Below are 24,676 nucleotides of genomic sequence, written 5' to 3' on the forward strand. Positions count from 1 at the left end.
TTTTCTTGCACATCAGTAATATATTTCAGTATGGTTACTAAAAGTAACCTATAGACGAAGATACTTAAAGGGACTTATTTAAAGAGGCTGTTTGGACATAATTGTTATGCTAGGGGCATTTACAAAAAACTAGAGTCTTTTGTAAAATATTTTCCCCATTTTTACTAAGTGGCCATTTTCCCATAAAAACAGCGCTCGGCTTTTACCACAAGTTTTACAAATAATAGACCTACTGCGAAACAGAGAATCTATATAAAAGTTTAATTTTTGAGAGTTAAATTCACTATTTGTAAAAATTTAACCTGCGTTTCACATGCTTTAAATGCATATTTTCATTTCTTGTATTTTCTCAATTATGCAAAATGCACCTTTGCTTTTTTATAACAGTTGTTTCGCAGTAGGTCTAATGTTTAACGTTAGTGTTTTAAATTAAGTAAACATAAACAGTTTCTTTTATTAAAAATTTTATACCCTACGATCATCGAATATTTACCATAGTCATTTCTTATTTGTAAGTTTTTTAACCCATTTGTAAGGACAACTGTATTTTGTGGTACTTAAGGTATAGAATTTACCCCAATAATAGTATTTAAATTTGCAAAGCAGGCAAGTATAAGTTATAATGCACCCCTCATAAAATTTTATAACTATGAAAAGAACTTGCTCCTCAATGCAGCAATACATAGCCTATGTTTTACTTGTAAGCCTATGCTTACAGAGTTGTGGAGGTGGATTCGGCAACCATCCACTTATTTCGACTCAAGAAGAGCAAATAGCATCTATACAAACTAGTACACAAGCAATCCTTCCTCGAGCAGACATTCAACCTTTGATAGGTCAAATGTTGACAGCACAAGGGGGGCATACTGTTAATTTTTATCACGAAGCAGGTGAATTGCGGGCTGATGTAGCAATGAACATACCTCAAGGATTTAGCAAAAGCTATGATGGATTAGGTGTATATATTGAGCAAGGAACAGAGTTATCGGATCTGCCTCGATTAGGCGGGCAAGCACAACAAAGACGTATTCATCTTCAACCAGCACATGCAGGAACGCCAGCTAAAATAGTTATATACAAAGGAGCAGTGCTAGCGGGGGGAGGTAACATTATTGTTAAACATCGAGGAAATCCAGAAGAGGAAGATTTTGAAGATGAGGAAATAGAAGAACAGATAAATGAGGAAGAGGCAAAAGGAGTTCTATTGCCAAATACTAGCAGCATGCTTCATATAGAAAAGAAGAACGTCATAAAAACAGATACACAAGCTATGATAGCTCCTACTTCAACTGTAACGCAAAAACATACAGGTATTGTTAGTGTAGGTTCAACAATTTCCCGTAAGCAGGAAAAGGGTAAAGAGAAATGGAATGGTGACGAATCAGAATTAGAAAAGGAAGAGGGATTTATATCCGTTGTAATTTCCCCAGCTTACCAACAAGCTCTCGAGCATAAAAAACAAACAAAGGGTAAAGAGAAACGGGATGGTGATAAATTAGAAGAGGAAGAGGGATCTATATCTGTTGTAATTTCCCCAGTTTACCAACAAGCTCCCGAGCATAAAGTACAAACAGTTGCTCATCCATTACAGCATTTCACATATACTCAAATAATTAAAGATTTACAGGCCAATAATCCCAAAGTAAGCATTATTGATTTAAGGCGAAAAAATTTAAATGATTGCCAATTTGTAGAACTTAAGCAAGCTATTGACAAAAATTCTGTTGTGGGGTATATACATTGGGGAGCAATACCAAGAGGTTGCTATCAAATTAGAAGAGAAATTGAAAAAAATTAGTAAGAAACATATGTAACTATAGTTATCATCCAAGTGACTATGTGCATGGGCTGCTCGCTAACCATGTATATACTAATCCAAGAGAAGGAGATAAAGTAGATCTACAGGTATTAAGCAACCAGCTAGGGAATATTGACTTACCTCCTAGTATTCCTAATAGTTGGGTGGTTATGCAGGTTATAGATGATAGTGCAAATACAGGGTACTATAGTGCTTTATATATTAATCAAACTACTCACCAAGCGGTATTGGCTTTCCAAGGCACTACTGGCCTTGAAAGCCCTACCGGATGGCTTAATACTCTTACAAGAAGACATTCGGATTTACGAGAAGGTCTAGAGTCAGTATTGGGTGATACTATTCTTACAGGGCAGCAATTACACACATTTAAAGCGATCTCTAGCGCGGTATCTTACGTAAAAGATATAGGTTTAAATTTATCTATTACAGGTCATTCTTTAGGTGGATATTTAGCAGAGCTAGCAGTAGCATATTGTTATCTCGATTGTGATTACAGACAAGTTAAAGCAGTTGTATTCGATAGCCCAGGGGCAGCTGATAAGCTCGATAATTTTATACCAAATGTCAGAAATCCGTCAACTGAATTTTCTATAGGCGATTTACCCATAGTTACCTATCTCTCAGCTCCCAATATAGTAAATGTTTGTAACTACCATCCTGGAGAAGTATATAAAGTGATTCCTGAATTAGTGTGGCCCGATAGTAAAAAGAAGTGGATAGATAGGGCAGTTAGCTTACCAATATTAGGAAGAAATATAGAGGCTATGAGTAAAGCATTGTTAGCTCTTTCAGGCCATAGTTTGCCTATCATGCTGTCTCTATTTGATCCTTGTACTGGTAAACCAAAGAAATGTATACGAATCGATAGTTGGCCTAAGATTGACCTAAGTACCTCAGCAGGTACAGGTAAAAAGGGGTTACCTATAGGGAATATAGGAGCGAAAGTAGGAAGTTCTATGGGAGGTTCTATAACAGCCTCTACACTGAGCTCTGTATTCAAAAATATTTTTGGAGCTGGTGTTGGAGCTTTTTTAGTAGATAATGTAGCAACTAGTATAGGGTCTATCTTAGGATCTAATATAGGCTTTCTTATAGGTATAAATGCATATAAAATACTAGGCACTCCAGCAACCTTAATTACACTTTTATCAGACTATCTCAACTTCAAGATAAGACAAAGGCCATATTGGCAAACTATGGAATGCTTAAATGAAACTTATAGTAAATCTAATTTAACAATTGAGAAAGAATTTAAGCTTAGTAATGGGGGAAATTATAAAGAGAGTAAATTAGCATCCGAAGTTCATATTTTGCATTTAAGAAAATTTATTAGAAATGTTGATTGGTACCTTTATAAATTAGATAAAAAGAGAGTCTTATTAGAGCAAGCAAAAGAGAAAGATATAATCTCAAGGGTCTTAAAAAATATCTTGAAAGATTATGAAATAAAAGAAATAAAGGATCATATATATATCCGATTAGATCCAACCAAAAATTACCCAGAAATGGTCCGAGACAAGATGCAGAGGGTATTACAGATATTGACACGCAATAGCATAAAAAAGTACTTTGCAGATATAGGAGCTTCTACTAAGTGTGCAAAAAAGCATGTAGAAGAAAGAAATCAAAAGAATATAGAACGTGCTCTTTTAAAGAAACACTATTTAGTAGCTAAAAGGTATTATCTACAAAAAGCAGCACAAGAAGATGCAGAGGCACAATATAGTTTAGGAATTATGTATTCACGAGGATTTGAAGGATCAGTATTGCAGGACTTTGAAGAGGCGAGAGAATGGTATACAAAAGCAGCAAGACAGGGGCATGCGGAGGCACAAAGAGAGTTAGGGAAGATGTACAGATCAGGTTTAGGAGGAAATAAGGATTATGCGGAGTCACTTAAATGGTTAAAAAACGCAGCTAAGCAAGGAGATGTAAATGCACAAAGAGAGGTAGGCTATATGTATGAGCATGCATATGGAGTAGAACAGCATTATACGCGTGCACTCAAATGGTATAAAAGAGCAGCTGAGCAAGGTGATGCAAACTCATCAAAAATTCTAGGAGATATGTATGGGTATGGTTATCAAATTCCCAAAGACCTTAACAACGCAGAAAAATGGTATAAAAAAGCCGCTAAGCATGGGGGAAGTTCAGAAAAGCTTGAGATGTCCCGAAGATATTATCAAGGTGATAACGTTATAGAGAATAAAGAAAAAGCGCTTAAATGGGATAAAAAGTATTATAAAAGTTACTTTTGTAATTTCAAAAAACCACATAATTTTATTGTATCGCATGCTCTTTTAAGAAAAGAGTATCAAAAGGTTGAATACTATTATTTGCAAGCAGCTGAGCAACACAATGCGGATGCACAATATAGCTTAGGAATTATGTATTCAACAGGATTTAGAGTAATACCTCAGGATTTTAAAGAGGCCTTTAAATGGTATAAAAAAGCTGCTAAACAAGGTCATGTGGAGGCACAATATGAACTAGGGGAGATGTATTATTATGGACAAGGAGGGGAGCAGGATTATGGAAAGGCAATCGTATGGTATGAGAAGGCTGCTGAATAGTGAAATATAGATGCTTATGGTAAAATTAGAGAGTTAGCTAGCTTGCTAAGCAAGTAAATAATATAAATGAAAATTTCCATTGCCTTATTATATAAGAGTAAGGGAAACCTTAATGGTTCATATCAACCAACTTATTTCATATGGTATACGAACTGAATCTACATTATTTGAAAAATTTCAACAATATTATCAGAAATATAAGGGTAGATAAGAGGTCAGCATATACTAGTTTGTATTAAAACTGACCATTAGTATAATCCATCCATTTTAAAGTAAGGACATATTATTATAAAATCTGTCGGTATTCTGTATACAGAAGGTGATTGAAAATTTTTATACGCATACGCCTTTGGATATAGCTGGAAAAGCAGGCAAATAAGATATAGGTAAAATACAAGAAGATAGTGTTCTAGGAGTAGGCATTTATGGGAATATTTAGCTGTTAAAGGGATTACTTTTTCTTTAGCTATTATGTGCAAGGGACTAAACATCTAATGTTGTTCTTGGGTGAGAGGGTAGGAAGTATATATCGATAAAAAATGCTTTTGTATTTATGTACGCGTTCAAGGGGCTATCACCTTTAAAATGAGCCAGAAACGCATATCTTATTTAGCAACTAGCTATAAAAAGCATTGTTGATGGTTAATATATGGTTGATATTATAATTGCTTCGTATTTTATTCTTAGCAACTAAGTGCTTTCTTATGAGTACGTACGTATTTAATCGATTATACAGTAAAGTCTTCCCAGCTATTCAATAGGCTATTCAATTAAATAGCCTATTGAATAGCTGGGAAGATAAAAGCTTTTAATCTACAAAAGGTTAAAACTAATACCTACGCTAAATGGTAATATGCGTTCTACTTCAGGACCTTTATTTGGATTAAAGACTGGTGAAAGGGTTTGATGATAGAAAAGCCCAAATCGGTGCCAGCCTATGCGAGCTAGTGCACCATAATGTACTTTATTAAAATTAAACCTTTCTTTAATGATATGGACCTTGTTTTCTTTGTCTTCTTCGTAACTAATTTTAGTTGAAGGGGAAAATTGGAAGCCAATGTCACCACCAATAGCTATAAAAAACCCTTCTTGAGGCTCTTCTTTGTTGCTATTGAACCTAAATTCAAGTGCCAGTTTTGCATTGTAGATAGAAAACATAGAGTTTTTGATATCTTTGGAGCTTTTGATGTCTATAACTTTTGTGATAGCTTCCATTTTAGTTTTTCGATCAGTATCATTAGTTCTAGTCATCGTATAAGTAGATTTGAAAGTATAGTCTGTATTGGCTATTCCTAATCCACAACTAACCATGAAATGTGATTTGCCAATAGGAATATTGTAATATAAGCTTCCATCTAGTGTCCTAGAGCCCCAAAAAGTTAAATCCATATGCTCAGGCACTCGGATAAAATTAGCAATTCCGAAATCAAGTACTAAACTTGTATATCTAAGAGGTATTTCTGGTTGAAATTCATCTTCATCTTTAATTCCATAATCATAGCCATTACTATCTTTATTTTGAGGGTCTTGGTTTGTTGCTTGTGCCCAGGTATATGCTGGTAATAAAAGGAATAACCAGGCACAAGTTAAATTTCTTATAAGTGTTTTTTTCATACCTATTTTATTTTTCTAAATTATAAATGTGTAAGGGCAAATCTAAAAATTTTTGCAATCTAGTCCAAACAAAAGTTACTTTATGCCATTTTATTAATTAAATTTGTGAACGATTGTATAATGATTATGTGAGGACCTGTAGCTCAACTGGATAGAGCACTACACTACGGATGTAACGGTTGGGGGTTCGAATCCCTCCAGGTTCACGATAAATTTGCACTCCAAAACGGTGGGGTGGTATGTAGATAATAAAAACTGTTTACATTCTTACATATAATTATACAAAACTTGCCTTTATAAAATTCTGCTTGCTATATATTATGCTGAATTAACCTCCAAATTTGTCTTTTGTTAATTCCCATATTGCAATTCCCATGCTCACCGAAACATTTAAAGAATGCTTGGTACCATGCTGAGGAATTTCTAAAGCAAGGTCACAAGCGGCTAAGGCCTCTTCTTGAATGCCAAAGACCTCATTTCCAAATACCAAAGCACACTTGTTATTGGAGTTGATTTGATAACTCTGTAAAGGTATACTTTCGTCCGTCTGTTCTAAAGCAACTATTAAATATCCCTTAGTCTTTAAGGATTGCAATAGAGTATAGGTATCAGGCACATACTCCCATATTACCGTTTCTTCTGCACCTAGTGCTGTTTTATGAATTTCTCTGTGAGGTGGTTGAGCTGTGATGCCACATAAATATATTTTCTCTAATAAGAATGCATCTGCTATACGAAAAGCTGCTCCTATATTATGCATACTTCTTAAATTATCTAACACTAATATCAACGGTATCTTAAGAGCATTCTTAAACTCTTTTGTGGAAAGCCTACCGAGTTCTTGGGTACTAAGTTTTTTCATAACGTTATTATAAATTTGTATATAACTTACTATGTCTTAGTAAAATTTGTTAAGGTATATTTTAGGCTAAGAATTCTATCTTAAAAACATAAGTATTATTACTTATACTTGCGTTTATTAGCAGGGTATAGCATAACAAGATAGATGTTAAATAGTTATAGTATAGAGACTAATAAGCTTAGATAATTGATTACTGTAACTCAACAATATATTACATTGTAAACTAAATTAAGAAACTATAGTTATAGTTGCTTGCTATTTAGGCTAATAAATATTCTATCTCTTAAATATCAACAAGATAATTTTTAATAATAATTTATGAATCAGGCTACCACTCCATTAATGAAGCAATACAATGAAATTAAGGCAAAATATCCTGGTTCATTATTGCTTTTTAGGGTAGGCGACTTTTACGAAACTTTTGGAGAAGATGCTGTAAAAACCAGCAAGTTGCTAGATATTGTTTTAACTAAACGTGCTAATGGTGCAGCAGCGGCTGTAGAATTAGCTGGTTTTCCACACCATGCGCTCGATACTTATTTGCCTAAGTTAGTTAAAGCAGGGCATCGAGTTGCTATTTGTGACCAACTAGAAGATCCTAAAGCAGTTAAAGGTATTGTAAAGAGAGGTGTTACTGAACTAGTAACCCCAGGTCTTTCTTTTCATGATGCTGTCTTAGAACGCAGGCACAATAACTATCTAGCATCTTTATACTTTGAGAAAGAGTTAGTAGGTATTGCCTTTCTAGATGTCTCTACCGGTGAATTTCTTACGGCACAAGGAAAGGCTACTTATATAGATAAATTGATGCAGGGCTTCCAACCTGCAGAAGTAATTATAAGCAAAAAGCAAAGAGCCACTTTTCAGGCATTTTCTAAAGAAAATTACCCTAGCTATGCGCTCGAAGATTGGGTATATCAGCCTGATTATGCACAAGAAAAACTCAACGAACATTTTGGTACTGCTTCCATTAAGGGATTTGGAATAGACAACCTGCCACTAGGGGTTATAGCTAGTGGGGCTATCCTCCGATACCTAGAAGAGACAGAACACAAAGAAAAAAAGCATATTACTTCAATTGCCCGTATTGAAGAAGACAAGTATGTATGGCTAGATAAATTTACCATTAGAAATTTAGAAATACTACAGCCACAACAAGAAGGGGGCGTGTCGTTGATTGAAGTGCTTGATAAAACAGTGACTCCCATGGGCGCTCGCTTAATGAAAAAATGGCTGGTGTTGCCCTTAAAAGATATACAGGCCATACAGAGAAGGCTAGATATTGTTGATCTGTTTTACCAGGATACTAATTTATGGGGAAGTATTTTACAAGAGCTTAAACAGATTAGTGATTTGGAAAGGCTTATATCTAAAGTTTCTGTTGGTAGAGCTACTCCACGAGATCTATTAGCCTTACAGAAAGCATTGCAACATACGCTTCCTATACAAAACTACTTACAAACGAGCGAACATGATTTGCTTATAAAGTTGAGCCAGCAGCTCCACAACTGTGAATACTTGGCTGATAAAATTAGAGGAACATTACAGGATAATCCTCCGTTGTCTCTTACTCAAGGAGATCTGATCCGAGAAGGTATTGATAGTGAGTTGGATGAGTTAAGAAAAATTGCTTACCAAGGAAAAGATTATTTACTCCAGCTACAACAAAAAGAAATTAAAAATACAGGCATCAATTCCTTAAAGATTGCTTATAATAAGGTGTTTGGCTATTACTTAGAAGTTACTAATGTACATAAGTCTAAAGTTCCAGCTTCGTGGATACGTAAACAGACACTGGTAAATGCAGAGCGCTATGTTACAGAGGAGCTAAAGACATATGAAGAAAAGATTTTACAAGCAGAAAGTAAGATGCTGGAAATAGAACAAAGGTTATATCAGCAATTACTAGATAGCGCTTTAGAATTCGTTCCACAAATTTTACAGAATGCAAAAATTTTAGCTCAAATAGATTGTTATCTTACATTTGCACAAGAGGCTAGAAAGCATCAGTACACCAAACCTATTCTTGCCAATCATAAAAAAATAATTATAAAAAATGGTAGACATCCTGTTATCGAACAACAATTGTCTGTTGATGTAAGCTATGTGCCTAACGATATTTACCTAGATAATGAAACACAGCAGGTTATTGTTATTACAGGTCCTAATATGGCTGGTAAATCTGCATTATTAAGGCAAGTGGCACTCATTGTACTGATGGCACAGATAGGCTCTTTTGTACCAGCTAGTCAGGCAGAGATTGGCTTGGTAGACAAAATATTTACTCGGGTAGGAGCCTCAGACAATTTAGCGCTAGGAGAGTCTACTTTTATGGTAGAGATGACGGAAACTGCCAGCATTATGCATAATTTAAGTGACCGTAGTCTGATTGTCATGGATGAAATTGGACGTGGGACTAGCACTTATGATGGCATATCAATTGCCTGGTCTATTATTGAATATTTACATAACCATCCTAAATACAAAGCAAAAACTTTATTTGCTACGCATTATCATGAGCTTAATCAATTATCAGATCAGTTAGAGCGTGTTAAGAACTTTAATGTGGCGGTTAAGGAAGTAGCAGGTAAAATTATATTTTTACGTAAACTTAGGGAGGGTGGGAGTGAACATAGCTTTGGGATTCATGTAGCTCAGCTAGCAGGAATGCCAACTCAAGTAGTAGAAAGAGCCAGTGAAATTTTAGGGCATTTAGAACATGATAAAAAACATATTGAAAATAAAGCTAAAATTAAAACTATACCTGCAAAAACTTATCAGCTCGCACTTTTTGAAGCAGATCCTGATATAGAAAAAGCAAAGTCCTTACTTAAGCAATTAGATATAGATACGCTTGCACCTATAGAAGCTTTGCTAAAATTAAAAGAGCTTCAGGAGAGCTTAAAGTAAAACTTTGTATAGAATACATATGCTAAAGGTAGACTAGTATGCTAAGTCTGCTGCATAGATAACTTTTAGTACAGTTTCTCCTACGGCTTGTAAAGTTCCTTTATCAATCAGGTTTAAATGATCAGCATGGGTGTGGTGATATGATGGGAAGCAACCTTTAGAAGTAGGATGGTGATCAATAATATTAACCATAGGAATATGGGCATACTTATTAACAAAATAATGATCATCTAAAATATAGTTTTGACTAGCTTGATTTATAAAATAGTATCCATGTCCTAACGCTTGTGCTGTATTCCATATACTGTTTGTATACTTATTGGCATAATAGACAGACCAAGCTTCTTTGTAAAAAGTAGCTTTCTTACTTCCCACCATATCTAGCAAGATACCATAGTGTGCTGTATAATTGTCTTTGTGTGGGTGTTGTGACCAAAATTGGGATCCTAAACACCAAAATATAGCTCGGTTGGTAAGTTGTTTCTGATATCCTTGAGGTGGACCATAATCCTCTCCATCAAAAAGAATAATATCTATACCTACATTTTTAAGAGATACTTGCTTGATGTTACGTGCTAGCTCTAATAATATGCCTACGCCACTAGCTCCATCATTGGCACCTAAAATAGGCTTTTGTTTAGAATTAGTATCCTTATCAGCAAAAGGACGTGTATCCCAATGGGCTGCTAGTAAAATCCTATGTGTGCAAGCTTCATTAAAGCTGGCAATGATATTATAAAGCTCAAGTTTTACCCCATTAAAGGCAGTAGCTTGAAACTTTTGTACGTATACTTTATCTGCATATTCTTTTAGTTGTTGCTTGAGGTAGGCTTTACATGTCTTATGAGCTGTTGTATTAGGCACCCTAGGCCCTAAATTCACTTGTTGCTGTATAAAATAATGAGCAGAGTCAGTATTAAAGTGTAAAGATGGTTTATTTATATACTTCTCAGTAGTAGACGTATTTCCTAAATAGATGTAAGTATCTTTTATAGTTATAAGGTACAAAAGCAAATAACCTACTATATATAATATTTGCATAGTGGATATGTAGTTGATTAAAGTTCTATATCAATTACCTGTATTGGTTAATTCTTATGCTATATATATTGGTTAACCATTAGCTTTTAACATACGCGTTTAAGCTAATAGATTAGGGTTATTTTGCAAAAAATGTTTCCAGCTTGTTGTACGTGTGTTACAACCTTGCTGTTGATAAGCATGGCATACGGCTACGGCCAAGGCATCAGTAGCGTCTAATTTTTCAGGCATAGACTTAGATGGTAGCATAGACATAAGCATATAAGCTACTTGCTCTTTAGAAGCATTGCCATTACCGGTTATAGCTTGTTTGATTTTACGTGGTGCATATTCTGTAATGGGTACTTCTCGCATGAGCGCTGCTGCCATGGCTACGCCTTGTGCTCTACCAAGCTTAAGCATAGATTGCACATTCTTACCATAAAAAGGTGCTTCTAAAGCTGCTTCGTCTGGGGTAAACTCATCCAGTATTTCTAATGTATATTTAAAAATCTTCTGAAGTTTAAGCGCATGCGAAGGGCATTGTTGGAGATCTAAGATGCCATATTGTAAAATACTAAATTGCTGGTGTTGTAGGACTTTTATAACTCCATACCCCATTACCTGTGTGCCTGGGTCTATACCGATAATAATACGTTCTTGTAACAAAACTAAGGGTTTCTTTTTAGTTGAATAGGCTCATAAAAAAATAGATAAGCTTGCTTAGCCTTAGCTTCAGCTTTTACATCTGATACTGTGCTGAGATCGTTATCATTATAGCAAATCCATATACCATCTTTTTTAATATAAGCTTTATAATGTCCTTCCTCTAAACTACCTTTATGCCGGATGAACCCTACTAACTTGTAATAAAAATTCTTCTCGTTTTCAAAGGTTTGCTCCTTTTTGATTATTAAATGGAAAGGCTCTTCCACCTCTTTATCTATTTTAATTTTTACAAAATCTTTGGAGTAAGTTCTATCATCTAATCGGGTAGTGCCCCCATTTGTAGCAAATCGCTTAAGCTGTAAGATTAACATACCCTTGTAAAGTTTATCAAGATCTTTTAATCTTTTTACCCTATCTAGTGCTCTATCAGATTTGTCTTCTTTAAGCTTAGCCATTACCTTGTCTGGGACTAAACTATTGTTAAAAAAGTCTTGTATAGTTTTTAAATCTTCTCGTTCTGTAGGTAATTCTACATGGTAATTAAACCACTGATCATCAGATGGGGCTCCTGCTTCTTTAGTAGTAGGATCAATAGATATGGTGTTTGTAGCAGCAAGGGGTATATTTATCCAATCCAAAAATTTATCCATTAAATCTGCTGCATCTTCGTGAGATTCATAGTCAGATGTCCAGCCAAATTTGTGATGTAAAGCTTCAAAAACAGCTATTGCTTCGTTCTGGTTAGCTGCTTCTCTATCATCTTGAATTACCTGCATAAGTGCTTGAAGAGGTTTTGCTAACTCATCGCTCTTTTCATTTACTTTTGGTAAGTAAAATGCCTTTAGTATTTGTAATACAGAATTCATATAACAAGTAGCTTTTAAATTAGGAATGCCACCTGGTGAGCCTGTACCTGATTCTCTTAATGAAAGTTGCTTGGTTGTTTGTGATGGACTGGAGCAGTGATTATGCTGGCAATTTGTTATCCAAAATAAAAAGAATATAATCCACATAAGCTTTTTTAATGAATGCATAAGCCTCTTCTTTGAATTTTACGTAAGTTATTAATTTTTTGCCTTTTAAACTTGATTTTATACTTGTTTCTCTAGCTAATATGTAAATTCGCTTGATAAATTTACGAGTATTTAATTAGTTTTAATAGAGGCTTATTGCTCTTAGAGGCTGTCTAAAAAGGGTAATTTAGATAGGAAAAGCAGACAAAACTTTATAAAATTAGTTAGTGAACTTTAAACTAACAGCTATGCCATACACTAGCGATTTAACAGATAAGGAATGGGAAGTGTTAGAACCATTAGTTACTTACATAGGTCCTTGCCGACCCCGTAAATACACTATAAGAGAAGTATTAGATGCTATTTTCTATTTAGAAAAAACAGGCTGTCAATGGCGCATGCTACCTGCCCATTTTCCACCCTGAAAAAGTGTTTATGACTTGTATTATCGCTGGCGAAGAAATGGTAAATGGGACTTAGTCCATGATACACTTCGAGATCAAGTACGAGAAAAGTTGGGCAAACAAGCCATACCTAGCGCTGCCATTATGGATAGCCGCTCGGTTAAAACAGCACAAAAAGGGGGTCGAGAGGCTATGATGCAGCAAAAAAAGTAAAAGGCCGTAAGCAGCATATTATTGTTGATACGCTGGGGCTTATACTTTGTGTGGTAGTACATTCAGCTCACTTATCAGACTCAAGAGGATGTCATCTTTTGCTTATTCGCCTTTTTAATACATTCCCTTCTATTAAACACATATGGGTAGATGGAGGATACCAGAAAGGATGTATAATGTGGGCTTATGGGGTGCTAGGTTATACTTTAGAAGTTGTACAACGGCTCTCAAATGGGTTTCATATTCTAAAAAAGCGATGGATAGTCGAGCGTACATTTGCTTGGCTGAGTTTTTCTAGGAGGCTCTCTAAAGATTACGAGCATAATCCCAAGTCTTCTGAAACACATATTAAAATTGTTATGATTAGAATCATGCTTAAGCGGCTTTTATGACTCCATTTTGGCTTTTTAGACAGCCTCTTAGACCTTGTTGCTTTTATTCTTTAATTTTTACAAGGATTGTATGCTTACTAGAATATTTAAGTTTTATGGAGCTATGAAATTTTAGGCTAATATAATAGAGTTATTCTGAAATCTACCCCCTAGCCATATTCAAATTGCCTGATGATTATATGCTAGGGGTTGAAAGATTTCTAATAAACCCACTGCAAGTTCTATGATAAACACAGGGGCTCTATCTAATTTAAAAATAAGGGGAATAGCAAAGTGTTCAGATAAAATGCTAATTATAAGTGCATCAATTTTACCAAACTTATAAATTAAGTTGTCAAGATAGTATAAGTTGCAAAAATAAATCAGACTAGCTCGTAGGCTTACCCAATCTGCTAATTTATTACTCTCCCAATATTCCCATTTTGAAGAATCCTATTCCTCTCTGAGTCCAAAATTGTAGGTTTTGCTTGATGGGTTGTTGTTTATGTGTTCTTATAGCTTTTATTTAATATAAATACAGGGAATAGTAAGCTTAATTGGCTTTTCTTTCTTATTAAAAAGAATCAATCTGAACGTATGAGTTACTTTAAAAACAAAATCTTTAAGATATACTTCTTCAAGGTTGCTCTCCTGCATGTATAGATATATTGAGAAGAATTGATTAACCAGATTAAGAGCTTGTTGATAAAAAGACCATAATTTAAGAGCGTAAATTATTTAAGTTAAAATATAGGCTATCAATTTTCTTCTTCAAAGTATAGATAATTTGCTTTTCTACAAATCTATATAGCATAAACTTAAAAAATAAATGAAATTTAAGTAGCTTTGGTAGCTGTTGTTACTAGGAAAGTAATAAGCAAGTTGCATAATTTATTTTTCAATTAACAAAGAAGATAGTTTTTAATAAGGTTGCTGCATAAGTTTGGCCTTTCTAATATTTTACTATGCATAGAATAAGGAGTTACTCTATACTTGGCATTTCACTACTGGTCACACTATTTTTAAATCTTAACATAGGAAAAATACCACCCATAGCTAAGTTTTTGGATCCTTTCCAAGGCTTTTGGCAAAACTCAGAAGCAAAGCCTATGCAATTGCCCTCTAACCTCTCATTGGCAGGACTAGAGGACGCTGTCAATATCTATTTTGATGAAAATCTTATACCGCACATACAAGCAAAAAATGACAAAGATCTATACTTTGCCCAAGGCTATATAACAGCCTTTCATAGACTGTGGCAAATGGAGTTTCAGACTCATGCAGCTGCAGGTAGGGTTGCAGAAGTAGTAGGACCAGTTGCTATTAACTATGACCGATTACAACGTAGGAAAGGTATGGTATATGCAGCAAAAAATGCACTTGATAAGGTTCAGAAAGATCCTGTAATCAATGAAATTGTAACTGCTTATACAGCAGGTGTAAATGCGTATATTAGCTCACTAAATTATAAAAAATTACCTGTAGAATATAAGTTGCTTGCTTATACTCCAGAAAGTTGGACACCTTTAAAAACTATGCTGGTAATTGTTCAGATGGCTGATAATATGAGTGGGTATGAGCAAAGCTTACAGCATATTCATGCTTTCCACTTATTAGGAGAAGATAAGTTTTCCTTTTTATTTCCAGATTATGACTTGGCACACGAACCTATTATTCCAAAAAATACACCTTGGAATTTTAAACCTCTTAACCTTAAACCCTCTTCAATAGATACAAGAATTGAGTTAGATAATAAATTTGTTCCTATTCCTGACTCCCAAGTACCTAACAAAATACAAGCATTACCTAACAATGGCAGTAACAACTGGGCAGTATCAGGAAAGAAAACAGTTACTGGTCGTCCATACTTAGCGAGTGATCCTCATCTAAATCTGCGGTTGCCTTCAATATGGTATGGTATTCATTTACAATCTCCCAGCGTAAATGTAGCGGGTGGCGCTCTTCCAGGTACGCCAGGTATCCTTATTGGCTTTAATGAGTCAATTGCCTGGGGGCTTACCAATGCAGCATGGGCAGTTCGAGATTGGTATGCTATTGACTTTAAAGACAGTACAAAGGCAGAGTACTGCTATGATAATTTGTTACTTAAATCTCAATTTGTAGTTGAAGAAATAAAAGTAAAAAATAGTGAATCTGTATTCGATACAGTAGTATATACTCACTTAGGGCCTATTGTATATGATGATAATTTTACAGATCCCAACCATTGTAAAAACTTGGCCATGAAGTGGGTAGGACACCATCCAGGTAATGAAATTCTAGCTTTTTATCTAATTAATAGGGCAAAAAATCTGCAGGATTTTGAACATGCGCTACAATATCACCATGTGCCTGTACAAAATTTTGCTTTTGCTTCTGTACAAAATGATATAGCAATGGAAATAGCTGGTAAATTGCCTGCTAGATGGAAAAATCAAGGGAAGGCTATTATGCCTGGGAATTCACTTGCATGTGAATGGCAATGCTACATTCCTATAAGCCACTATCCTAAAATAATAAATCCAAAACATGGTTATATTAGCTCGGCTAATGAGCGTGCTACTGATAAGTCTTATCCATACTATTATCATCAATTTTATGCAGAAAGTTATCGTAATCGCAGAATCAATCAAGTCTTAAGTCAGCTAACTAAAGTAGATGATAAGGCAATGATGCGCTTGCAAAATGATAACTATAATTTGGCTGCACAAGAAAACTTAAGTTTGTTGTTAAGCTATTTAGATACTGCTCAATTAGATACTCCACAGCAGCAAGCTTATCAGACTTTGTTAGATTGGAATTTTTTAAATGAAGCTGAGCAAGTGGCTCCTTCTATTTTTAGAGCTTGGCAGGATCAACTGAGCGATATGCTGTGGTCGTCTTTCTATAATTATCCGTTGTCTTTACAAAAGCCAACCTTCTTTCAGACAATGTATATTATAAAAAACCATGCTAATAGTAACCATTTAGAATTAGGCACCTATCAAAATTTACAAGCCCTCATTACAGATAGTTTTAAAAAGGCTGTGCGTAGTCTCCAAGCTTGGCAAGTTGAACACAAAAAATTATATAAATGGAGAGATTATCATGCTATTAGCATCCCTCATCTTGCACAAATAGCTCCTTTTAGTATCTCTAATTTATGTATTGGTGGAGGTGAAAGCATTGTAAATGCAAATGACGGTAGCCATGGTGTTTCTATGCGGATAATTGTATCGCTTGATAAAACTCCTAAAGCCTGGTTTATTTATCCAGGTGGGCAGTCTGGAAATCCAGGTAGCCCACATTACACAAAGTTTATAGATGATTGGTGTAAGGGCAAGTATATCAATCTTTCGCTTGTTGTACCAGACGTAGCAAAAAGAGCATCAGGTAATGAAGTAGTTTTAACACCTTAATGATATACTAAAAGCAATAATATATTGAACAACTTTAATTAAAATTTAGCGTTATGAGATTTCTCTTACAAGTTATGCTTACTAGTCTATTATGTTACATATTGCAGCAGCTGGTTGCTCCTTGGACTGTTGTTCTTATTGCAGCTATCTTTTCTATGCTGATTCAAACTAAAACCTCGTCTGCCTTTTTAGGTGGGTTTGCTGCTATTAGCCTGCTTTGGATGGCTAAAGCAACGATTATAGATGTATATACAGATTCTATACTTTCTGCCAAAGTGGCAGACTTACTGGGTTTAAGAAGTACTATTTTACTTATTTTGCTAACTGGATTAATAGGGGGAGTACTAGGAGGCTTGGGGGCTGCTAGTGGACAACAAATTTTAAAAATATTCAGAAGAAAGAAGGGGGATTTCTATCGAATTTAACAAATCTTATTGCAACATTTAAGCAATAGCAATGACTTAGTAGCCAATAGCAGAAAGCAGCTAGAGCGCTGGGTCATGATATACTGGTTAATTTCCTTAAGAAATACTTAATTGAGGTTAAACAGAAGTTTTAAGAAAACCATATCTCATTTTACTTAAAATTATAAGCTTTGCCTAAGTTTTTCTGTAGCTAAAACACATCAACTATTCGCACCTGAAAAAGATAATTAACAAAGATTGCTGCTACACAATTACAAGATTAATATAGCCGTCTGTAGGTATCATACTTTTATGAATTCTATATTTTCTGTATAGTCAATTAGGTAATTATATCAAGCAAGGATGATAAATGTATTAGCAAGGAAATATTTAGAAGTTTCTTCCCAGCAGACTAGCTTTTATTTATAAAGTAAAAGTAAACTACTTTACCGAAACTACGAGCTTGGCAGGAGGTATGCTATATACAATATTTAGAATAGCTAATTAAAAAACAATAGCAAGGAAATAGGAGTATGGATGTGTATAGCTTTATTAAGATTTAGTCTTAGCTAGCTTAGTAATTATACATACTAAGGGAGTTTGCTTAGCTAATGGAGCCAAACAATCATAAAGCAGTTTAAAGAACAAATTATGAGTAATAAAACAAAAGCCATAGCTTTTATCTTACTAAATTGTATTTCCTTCACGCTTAGCATGACAATTAATAAGTTAGTAAACCCTGCTATTCCAGTAGCTTTGAAAGTTTTAATCCGTGCTAGTTTTGGGCTTCTTTTTTTTAGTCCGCTTATTCTTAAAAGTGGGTTTCGTGTGTTGGTATCTAATAAGCTAAGCCTACAGATACTACGTATCTTCTTGATGTCTATAGCAATGGGAGCTACTTATTTTACCTATACTAACATGCCATTTACAATTGCCATTTCTATTGGCTTTACCGGACCCATATTTACGGCTGTATTGTCTTATCTTATTTTAAAAGACCGTTTAAAGATAGGGCAGTGGGTGGCTATCTTTATAGGATATTTAGGTGTTTTATTAATAATAAAACCTCATGGAGAAGTAAACTATGCCATTTATGTAGCCATTTTAGGAAATGTAGTTGTTGGACTCAGTTTAATTTTTACTAAAAGGTTGGTTAAAATTGACTCTAAAAATACCATTCTTATCCTTGGTAATATAGGAATTGTAGCTACTAGTTCTTTATGGGCTTTTATATACTGGCTCGGAAGTAAATATGAAAATTTATGGCTACATGCTGTGTGGGTATGTCCTAGTTGGAAAGATTTTCAGTGGTTGATTATTATGGGGTTTTTAGGAGCTATTTCTCAGATGGCTAGTATTACAGCTTTAAAATACGCATCACCCAGTTTCTTATCTCCCTTTGAATATAGTAGATTAGTCCTGGCCGTTCCCATTGGGATTTTTTTAGGAGAGGCTTTACCTGGTTATAGAGAAATAGTAGGCATTATAATTATTCTTATTTCTACAGTTTACAACTCTTGGCAAGGAGATTTTCATGCAAAGTCCAAAAAATAAGATCATGTAACTAAAATATATGTTAACAGATATTTCACTATTAGTTAGTAAAGAGCTTTCAAAGGTAAATGATTATATAAACAGATGCTTGTATACTGAAAATCCTGTAATACAACAAGTTATTCAATACTCATTTCAGCAACAAGGCAAACAACTAAGACCTCAATTGGTACTTATAGTAGCAAGTGTACTGGGAAACGATATTACAGAAAAAACACGTCGAGGTGCAGCTTTAGTTTCTTTACTACATCACGCATCACTTATACATGACGATGTAGTAGATGAGGCTACTTATAGAAGACATAAGGAAACGGTTAATGCAAGATGGGGCAATAAACTAGCTGTATTATTTGGAGATTACGTGCTAGCCAATAGCTTGCAAATAGCCATAGAAAATCAAGATTATGATTTTTTACCTATGCTTACAATAACGACTCAGACTATGAGCGAAGGTGAAATCTTACAGCTCAAGCAAGCACAAGAAATAATGGCTTCAGAAGCAACTTATCTAGAGATTATTCAAAAAAAGACAGCTAGCCTGTTAGCTGCTTCTTGTGCTATGGGTGCTATGTCTGTGTCTGCTTCGCAGGAGCAGATTGAAATCATGTATGCAATAGGAGAGCAAATAGGTATGGCTTTTCAACTTAGCGATGACTTAATAGATTATGGTGTTACTACTAATGCTGGCAAAGCAACGTTTATGGATTTAAAAGCTCATACTTTAACTTTGCCGTTGATATATGCTTTGCAGCAAGCATCTGCCTCTGAAACCCAATATATTTTGTCACTCGTTAAAAGTTACAATACCGATGACACTAAATTTACACAAGAAATTTTGTCATTGATAAATAAGGTAGGAGGTATTAAGTATACCTTGCAGAAAATAAATTTTTATCAGCAAAAAGCGTTGGAGTTAATAAAAACTCATTTACGTCCCTCAGCTTATACAGATGCTTTGGTGGCATTAATTCATAAAATGATATTAACAAAGTAGTAAACTACAAATTTCATAATACTGAGATTTCATAATTCTGGCACACATATTGTACTTATAGACTTCTAGAAATTAGGATGTTATTCATCTTATGTTTGATTGTTAATTTGTGATTAGTAACCATATAAAAAGGAGGTTTTTATGACACTGATGAAAGTAGACCAAAGCTTGTTTCCTAGACTTTCAAATTTGTGGGAAGATTTTTTAGGTAAAGATATTACTGACTTACCTAATAATTGGAAGACAGGAGCCAGTGTGCCTGCTGTAAATATTGTAGAAAAGTCTGACAAATTTCTGGTACAACTAGCTATCCCTGGAATGGATCGTAATGATTTCAAAATAAATATTGATAATGGTGTGTTGAGTGTTGCTTCAGAAAAAGAAGAAGAGCACGAAGAAAAAGATAAAGAAAGCAAATACACTAGAAGAGAGTTTTGCTATCAATCTTTTAAGCGGTCCTTTACTTTACCAGAATCTGTACAAGCTGACAAAATAGAAGCGAAGTATGAAAATGGTATACTGGAAATAATTCTTCCAAAACATGAAGTAGCTAGAGTAAAACCGGTCAAACAGATACCAGTGAAGTAAGCTGTTACTATATAAATTCTATAGGGAAATATTGGTTGATATTTCCCTATTTTTATGTTTGTATGTACTTTCTTGCAAATATATTGCCTTGGTTAACTAATTACAGCCTTGAATGGTGCAAATGAATGACTTTAGAGTCTTCAAAGCGCTCTGGCAAAACGCACCAGCAAATACCAGCTCGATAACGATATAACACGCCCTCACAAGAAGCCTGTTATCCTTGGCTGTCGGTCCTACTGTTCCAGCTCGTACAGATAATAAATCTTAATCTTCTCCCACTGATGGTCTGTTAATGCATAGTGTCGCATAGCAAAATCCTAGTCTTGTAGCTAAATAAATCAAGTTACATTATTTATGCTTTCTTTCTTATTCCTTATACTCTTAATTGATGACACACCCTAGATAAATGTATAGATATTAGTTTATCTAGGTTTATACTTTGCTTGTGTAAATAAATGCTGTGCATCTGTATTTTTCATGAGCACAGGTAACGTTATGTCACGGTTGTTTTGCATATACTTTTTAATGATCTGGTATCCTAGCCACCCACCAATATTGCCAGGGCATCCATAACCTATCTCAGATGTAAAGGGCCTATCATCTAAGTATTTCTTTTTTACCATATGATTAGTCTCATAAAATAACGCATGGTCAATAAAGTGTTGCCATACAATACGCTGATGTTTTTCCGTCTCTGAATATTGCTCTTTTGTATAGCCCAAGATTATATCATGCGAAAATTCTGGTAAGAGTGTTTTTGTAAAATAATATGCTTTCCCAGCATAAAGCATATCATGTAAGAGTGTATTGTCTTTTGGGTTTTCGATATTAAACTGCTGTGATAATAACAGGATAAGCTTAGGTAAAATATACTGAGGCTGGTAAGTACGTAAGATATAGTCTGGCATACGTAAAGGTCTAAATTTTGCTCCCTCTCCTAAAAAGAAATCTAAGCTTATTACAATTAATTGTTTGCTTACATACAAATCGGATCCCATACCCGTTATAAATGTTACTACCTGAGGTACTTCAAATGTGGGATAGTAATATTTTAAACACTTAAACGCATATTCTAGCTGGCTTTGTAGCTTGGTTATATCCTTAAATTTATGCTGTACTTCTTGATATAATTCTTGTAAACTAGTGTTAGATATCATATCATAAAGCTTATCTATAAGTTGAGTTTTCTCTTGGCCAATCTCTAAACCAAAAAATTGCTCTACTAGTAGCTGATTCTGCTCTAAAAACATAGCTATTTCTGATTTAGTTTGTAGGTTGAATAAACTATCTTCTAACCTTTTTATTTCAAGTGATATTGAAATACCCGTTGGGTTAATCTGTCTAGGTTGGGATAATACACTATACAATATATATAGTCCTAATATGCTAGCCAGTAATATTAGCGCTGTAGTAGTTAATTTTCGCATATCTTTGTACTTTCAGTTGTTCAGTTTAGTTTGTTAATTTAAAACCATTTATTGGTACCATGAAAAAATATCTATTAATATTATTTTTCTCAGCAATTGCTACTTATAGCTTTGCACAAGAGCAAATTTCTATAAAAATATCTCCTGGCATATCTTATGGTCGTGTACATACTGATCCTGATACAGCTAATTTTAAATCGGATGGTATAGCTTTGAGAGGTAAATTAGGTGCTGTGTATGATTGGCCTATTAAAGAAAATTACTACTTAAGCACCGGTGCTTTTTTTGTAGCAAAGCAGATCTCCATTAAAAAAGATGATGCATCTAATTTAAAGGAGCGTCATGAAATACAATATTTGCAAGTGCCTGTTTTGTTAAAGCTATACACCAGTGAAATCATGCTGGATACTAGGTTGTACGTTGAATTTGGTGTGACCGGTGCCATTAAAATAAATGATAGAGTTACTAACTTGATAGGTGATGAACAATTTATAACTAAGTTGCGCCGATGGGAAATAAGCGGAGTGATTGGTTGTGGCATGGAGTATAATTTTAGTTTGTTTACCAGCATTTTTGCTGGTATCACCTATCAACCAGCTTTTAGCTCTATGTTATTAGAACAGAGAGATAATGGTACCCTTCCTAAGCTATTTGGTTATGCAGACTTAATAACTATTGATATAGGTATTAAATTTTGATGTTTACCAAGCTTATATATTAAAAATTAGTAATGATACCGTTGGTAAAGAAAGCTGATAGATAAAATTTAGCAAATCTTTTGGCCATATTTTGATTAATGTACCAGTGTTTCATTAAATTTGAAGCTTGGAATTAACTATTTTTTATATAACAAAGCTTTTGATATAAAATAATGAAACTATCATCCTTTAAATTTACATTACCTTCCAAACTTATTGCTTCGCATCCTGTAGAAAATAGGGAAGACGCTCGCTTAATGGTTGTTCATAAGCGTACTGGGCAAATTGAACATAAAACTTTTAAAGATTTAATAGACTACCTTGGCGAAAATGATACGTTAGTTCTTAATGATGCCAAGATATTTCCGTCTAAACTGTATGGTAGTAAAGAGAAAACAGGCGCACAAATTGAAGTTTTCCTTTTAAGAGAATTGGAAAGTGGCGAGCATTTATGGGATACTTTAGTAGAGCCTGCCAGAAAAATTAGAGTAGGTAATAAGTTATACTTCGGAGATGGCGAATTGGTTGCAGAAGTTTTAGATAATACAACTTCTAGGGGAAGGACACTTAAATTTTTATTCGAAGGCACCCGAGAAGAGTTTTATGAAATTGTAGACCAACTAGGCTTTGTGCCTTTACCTAACCAGCTAAAAAGAAAACCAGAGACTGAGGATAGAGAACGTTATCAAACCGTATATGCACAACACATAGGGGCTGTTGTTCCGCCATTTGCTGGCTTACATTTTAGTGCACATTTACTTAAGCGCTTAGAGTTAAAAGGAGTGCATATTACACCCTTAACTTTACATATAGGGCTTAATAGTATGAAAATAATTGATGTAGAAGATCTTACAAAATACAGAATAGGTTCTGAGCAATTTTTAATTCCTGATAATACTGTAACAACGGTCAACACTGCATTGGATGACAAAAAGCAAGTATGTGCTGTAGGTACTTCTACTATTAAAGCATTAGAGACATCAGTTTCAGTAGCTGGTAGGTTAAAACCTGCTCAAGGGTGGACCAATAAGCTGATTTTTCCTCCTTATGACTTTAAAGTTTGTACTTCTTTAATTACTAATTTTCACTTGCCAGAGTCACTACCACTTGTAAATGCAGCAGCCTTTGGAGGATATGAGTTAATGATGGAAGCTTACCAGATAGCAATCAAGGAGAAATATAGATTTTTTGTATATGGAGATGCAATGCTTATTATATAACATAAATAAAATAGGCATGGCATAGTATAGTGCTGGTTATGAATATTCGATTATGAAAGCTTTATCTAAAACAAGAATTAAATTATTGGTAGTTCTAGGATTGATTTTTCTGACTATACTTTTATACAATAAACGTCACCTTTTTTTTGCTACGGCAAAGAATAATATCCAAGTACAAGCAGATAATTTAAAAGCTCGTATAGCATTAGATAAATTACCTCAGCATATAGCTGTAATGATGGATGGTAATGGCAGATGGGCTGCAAAACAAGGAAAACCACGTGTGTTTGGGCATATGAGTTCCTTGCAAAGTGTTGAGGAAACCATAACCGCATGTGTAGAATTGAATATTCCTTATTTGACTCTTTTTGCCTTCTCAACGGAGAATTGGGAAAGACCTCAAGAAGAAGTGAATACACTCATGCAATTATTTGTAACTACTATCAGAGATAAATTACAGGAGCTTGTAGAAAATAACATTAAGCTTAAAGTTATAGGAGATATTAATCGCTTGCCGAAGGAGTGCCAAATAGCGTTGAATAATGCAATACAAGCTACTAAAGATAATAAGGGCTTGTGTTTAATTGTTGCTTTAAGTTATAGTGGAAAGTGGGATATCATACAAGCTGTCAAGACTTTAGCTCACGAGACACTAATTCATAAAGTTAAGCCTGATGATATCAATGCTGAGATTTTTCAGCACTACCTATCTACTAGTGAAATACCTGACCCAGATTTACTCATTAGAACAGGAGGAGACATTCGAATTAGCAATTTCTTACTTTGGCAGCTTGCTTATACTGAGCTGGTTTTTGTAGATAAGTATTGGCCTGAATTTAGAAAAGAAGACTTTTATAAAGCACTTATCAATTATCAGCAGAGAGATAGAAGATTTGGTAAAATTATCCGTAAACCCTAAACTTAT

At 34.5% G+C, this 24,676-nt stretch carries 17 protein-coding genes, 1 tRNA gene and 2 pseudogenes; 13 read left to right on the plus strand and 7 right to left on the minus strand.

What is annotated here, in order from left to right; translation table 11 throughout:
* Positions 1-649: 649 nt before the first annotated feature.
* Together AASI_RS03920 and AASI_RS07650 are read left to right on the plus strand one after the other, a co-directional pair.
* Positions 650-1,798 carry a hypothetical protein gene (locus AASI_RS03920; protein ID WP_148204946.1) on the plus strand — a complete coding sequence of 383 codons (1,149 nt, stop codon included), beginning with the start codon at positions 650-652 and terminating at the stop codon, positions 1,796-1,798.
* Positions 1,799-1,839: 41 nt separating this feature from the next.
* The gene (locus AASI_RS07650; protein WP_012472913.1) at positions 1,840-4,392 is read left to right on the plus strand and encodes an SEL1-like repeat protein; all 2,553 of its coding nucleotides are present in this window, start codon (positions 1,840-1,842) and stop codon (positions 4,390-4,392) included.
* An 813-nt stretch (positions 4,393-5,205) separates the two neighbouring features.
* Here the strand turns inward: AASI_RS07650 and AASI_RS03930 are convergent.
* Positions 5,206-6,006 carry a hypothetical protein gene (locus AASI_RS03930; protein WP_012472914.1) on the minus strand — a complete coding sequence of 267 codons (801 nt, stop codon included), beginning with the start codon at positions 6,004-6,006 and terminating at the stop codon, positions 5,206-5,208.
* Between the two features lie 132 nt (positions 6,007-6,138).
* Here AASI_RS03930 and AASI_RS03935 point away from each other — a divergent pair.
* Positions 6,139-6,212: transfer RNA gene (locus AASI_RS03935), tRNA-Arg, on the plus strand.
* 122 nt (positions 6,213-6,334) lie between these two features.
* Here AASI_RS03935 and AASI_RS03940 read toward each other — a convergent pair.
* The gene (locus AASI_RS03940; protein ID WP_012472915.1) at positions 6,335-6,868 is read right to left on the minus strand and encodes an RNA methyltransferase; all 534 of its coding nucleotides are present in this window, start codon (positions 6,866-6,868) and stop codon (positions 6,335-6,337) included.
* Positions 6,869-7,210: 342 nt separating this feature from the next.
* On the opposite strand from AASI_RS03940, the gene mutS reads away from it, so the two are divergent.
* Positions 7,211-9,778 (plus strand): DNA mismatch repair protein MutS, encoded by a 2,568-nt coding sequence (gene mutS / locus AASI_RS03945; protein ID WP_238541586.1) that lies wholly within the window; start codon positions 7,211-7,213, stop codon positions 9,776-9,778.
* A gap of 33 nt (positions 9,779-9,811) precedes the next feature.
* Here the strand turns inward: mutS and AASI_RS03950 are convergent, their stop codons facing one another.
* The 3 genes from AASI_RS03950 to AASI_RS03960 form a co-directional block, all read right to left on the minus strand.
* Positions 9,812-10,819, minus strand: coding sequence for a M28 family peptidase (locus tag AASI_RS03950; RefSeq protein ID WP_012472917.1), 1,008 nt, complete (start codon positions 10,817-10,819; stop codon positions 9,812-9,814).
* A gap of 99 nt (positions 10,820-10,918) precedes the next feature.
* Positions 10,919-11,467: a crossover junction endodeoxyribonuclease RuvC gene (ruvC, locus tag AASI_RS03955; protein ID WP_012472918.1), complete on the minus strand. Its 549-nt coding sequence runs from the start codon at positions 11,465-11,467 to the stop codon at positions 10,919-10,921.
* 2 nt (positions 11,468-11,469) lie between these two features.
* Positions 11,470-12,501 carry a ubiquitin carboxyl-terminal hydrolase family protein gene (locus tag AASI_RS03960; RefSeq protein ID WP_012472919.1) on the minus strand — a complete coding sequence of 344 codons (1,032 nt, stop codon included), beginning with the start codon at positions 12,499-12,501 and terminating at the stop codon, positions 11,470-11,472.
* 227 nt (positions 12,502-12,728) lie between these two features.
* On the opposite strand from AASI_RS03960, the pseudogene AASI_RS08105 reads away from it, so the two are divergent.
* The 6 genes and pseudogenes from AASI_RS08105 to AASI_RS03995 all read left to right on the plus strand — a co-directional run bounded on the left by AASI_RS08105 (position 12,729) and on the right by AASI_RS03995 (position 20,406).
* Positions 12,729-13,489 (plus strand): annotated as a pseudogene (locus AASI_RS08105) (IS5-like element ISCaa9 family transposase).
* 944 nt (positions 13,490-14,433) lie between these two features.
* Complete coding sequence (locus tag AASI_RS03975) at positions 14,434-16,866, plus strand: penicillin acylase family protein (RefSeq protein ID WP_012472920.1); 2,433 nt, start codon at positions 14,434-14,436, stop codon at positions 16,864-16,866.
* Between the two features lie 53 nt (positions 16,867-16,919).
* The gene (locus AASI_RS03980; RefSeq protein WP_012472921.1) at positions 16,920-17,291 is read left to right on the plus strand and encodes a hypothetical protein; all 372 of its coding nucleotides are present in this window, start codon (positions 16,920-16,922) and stop codon (positions 17,289-17,291) included.
* Positions 17,292-17,921: 630 nt separating this feature from the next.
* On the plus strand, positions 17,922-18,824 hold the full coding sequence (locus tag AASI_RS03985) for a DMT family transporter (protein WP_012472922.1): 903 nt from the start codon (positions 17,922-17,924) through the stop codon (positions 18,822-18,824).
* A 19-nt stretch (positions 18,825-18,843) separates the two neighbouring features.
* Positions 18,844-19,818 (plus strand): polyprenyl synthetase family protein, encoded by a 975-nt coding sequence (locus AASI_RS03990; protein WP_012472923.1) that lies wholly within the window; start codon positions 18,844-18,846, stop codon positions 19,816-19,818.
* A 141-nt stretch (positions 19,819-19,959) separates the two neighbouring features.
* On the plus strand, positions 19,960-20,406 hold the full coding sequence (locus AASI_RS03995) for an Hsp20/alpha crystallin family protein (RefSeq protein WP_044282802.1): 447 nt from the start codon (positions 19,960-19,962) through the stop codon (positions 20,404-20,406).
* Between the two features lie 106 nt (positions 20,407-20,512).
* On the opposite strand, the pseudogene AASI_RS08610 reads toward AASI_RS03995, so the two are convergent.
* A pseudogene (locus AASI_RS08610) lies at positions 20,513-20,714 on the minus strand (transposase); the annotation flags it as partial.
* Between the two features lie 114 nt (positions 20,715-20,828).
* Complete coding sequence (gene gldB, locus AASI_RS04000; RefSeq protein WP_012472925.1) at positions 20,829-21,833, minus strand: gliding motility lipoprotein GldB; 1,005 nt, start codon at positions 21,831-21,833, stop codon at positions 20,829-20,831.
* Between the two features lie 59 nt (positions 21,834-21,892).
* Here gldB and AASI_RS04005 point away from each other — a divergent pair, with 59 nt between their 5' ends.
* From AASI_RS04005 to AASI_RS04015, 3 genes are all read left to right on the plus strand, one after another.
* Entirely contained in the window at positions 21,893-22,531 is a 639-nt protein-coding gene (locus tag AASI_RS04005) for an outer membrane beta-barrel protein (RefSeq protein ID WP_012472926.1), read from the plus strand.
* A 173-nt stretch (positions 22,532-22,704) separates the two neighbouring features.
* Entirely contained in the window at positions 22,705-23,751 is a 1,047-nt protein-coding gene (gene queA, locus AASI_RS04010) for a tRNA preQ1(34) S-adenosylmethionine ribosyltransferase-isomerase QueA (RefSeq protein ID WP_012472927.1), read from the plus strand.
* Between the two features lie 52 nt (positions 23,752-23,803).
* The gene (locus tag AASI_RS04015; RefSeq protein WP_012472928.1) at positions 23,804-24,670 is read left to right on the plus strand and encodes an isoprenyl transferase; all 867 of its coding nucleotides are present in this window, start codon (positions 23,804-23,806) and stop codon (positions 24,668-24,670) included.
* Positions 24,671-24,676 lie beyond the last annotated feature (6 nt).

Source organism: Candidatus Amoebophilus asiaticus 5a2, assembly GCF_000020565.1.
GTDB classification, from domain to species: domain Bacteria; phylum Bacteroidota; class Bacteroidia; order Cytophagales; family Amoebophilaceae; genus Amoebophilus; species Amoebophilus asiaticus.

What these genes read in the sequence shown, in the direction of transcription:
- AASI_RS03920 (WP_148204946.1), top strand. Translation starts at nt 650, where the DNA reads ATGAAAAGAACTTGCTCCTCAATGCAGCAATACATAGCCTATGTTTTA.
- AASI_RS03930 (WP_012472914.1), bottom strand. Translation starts at nt 6,006, where the DNA reads ATGAAAAAAACACTTATAAGAAATTTAACTTGTGCCTGGTTATTCCTT.
- AASI_RS03940 (WP_012472915.1), bottom strand. Translation starts at nt 6,868, where the DNA reads ATGAAAAAACTTAGTACCCAAGAACTCGGTAGGCTTTCCACAAAAGAG.
- mutS (WP_238541586.1), top strand. Translation starts at nt 7,211, where the DNA reads ATGAAGCAATACAATGAAATTAAGGCAAAATATCCTGGTTCATTATTG.
- AASI_RS03950 (WP_012472917.1), bottom strand. Translation starts at nt 10,819, where the DNA reads ATGCAAATATTATATATAGTAGGTTATTTGCTTTTGTACCTTATAACT.
- AASI_RS03960 (WP_012472919.1), bottom strand. Translation starts at nt 12,501, where the DNA reads ATGCATTCATTAAAAAAGCTTATGTGGATTATATTCTTTTTATTTTGG.
- AASI_RS03975 (WP_012472920.1), top strand. Translation starts at nt 14,434, where the DNA reads ATGCATAGAATAAGGAGTTACTCTATACTTGGCATTTCACTACTGGTC.
- AASI_RS03980 (WP_012472921.1), top strand. Translation starts at nt 16,920, where the DNA reads ATGAGATTTCTCTTACAAGTTATGCTTACTAGTCTATTATGTTACATA.
- AASI_RS03985 (WP_012472922.1), top strand. Translation starts at nt 17,922, where the DNA reads ATGAGTAATAAAACAAAAGCCATAGCTTTTATCTTACTAAATTGTATT.
- AASI_RS03990 (WP_012472923.1), top strand. Translation starts at nt 18,844, where the DNA reads ATGTTAACAGATATTTCACTATTAGTTAGTAAAGAGCTTTCAAAGGTA.
- AASI_RS03995 (WP_044282802.1), top strand. Translation starts at nt 19,960, where the DNA reads ATGACACTGATGAAAGTAGACCAAAGCTTGTTTCCTAGACTTTCAAAT.
- gldB (WP_012472925.1), bottom strand. Translation starts at nt 21,833, where the DNA reads ATGCGAAAATTAACTACTACAGCGCTAATATTACTGGCTAGCATATTA.
- AASI_RS04005 (WP_012472926.1), top strand. Translation starts at nt 21,893, where the DNA reads ATGAAAAAATATCTATTAATATTATTTTTCTCAGCAATTGCTACTTAT.
- queA (WP_012472927.1), top strand. Translation starts at nt 22,705, where the DNA reads ATGAAACTATCATCCTTTAAATTTACATTACCTTCCAAACTTATTGCT.
- AASI_RS04015 (WP_012472928.1), top strand. Translation starts at nt 23,804, where the DNA reads ATGAAAGCTTTATCTAAAACAAGAATTAAATTATTGGTAGTTCTAGGA.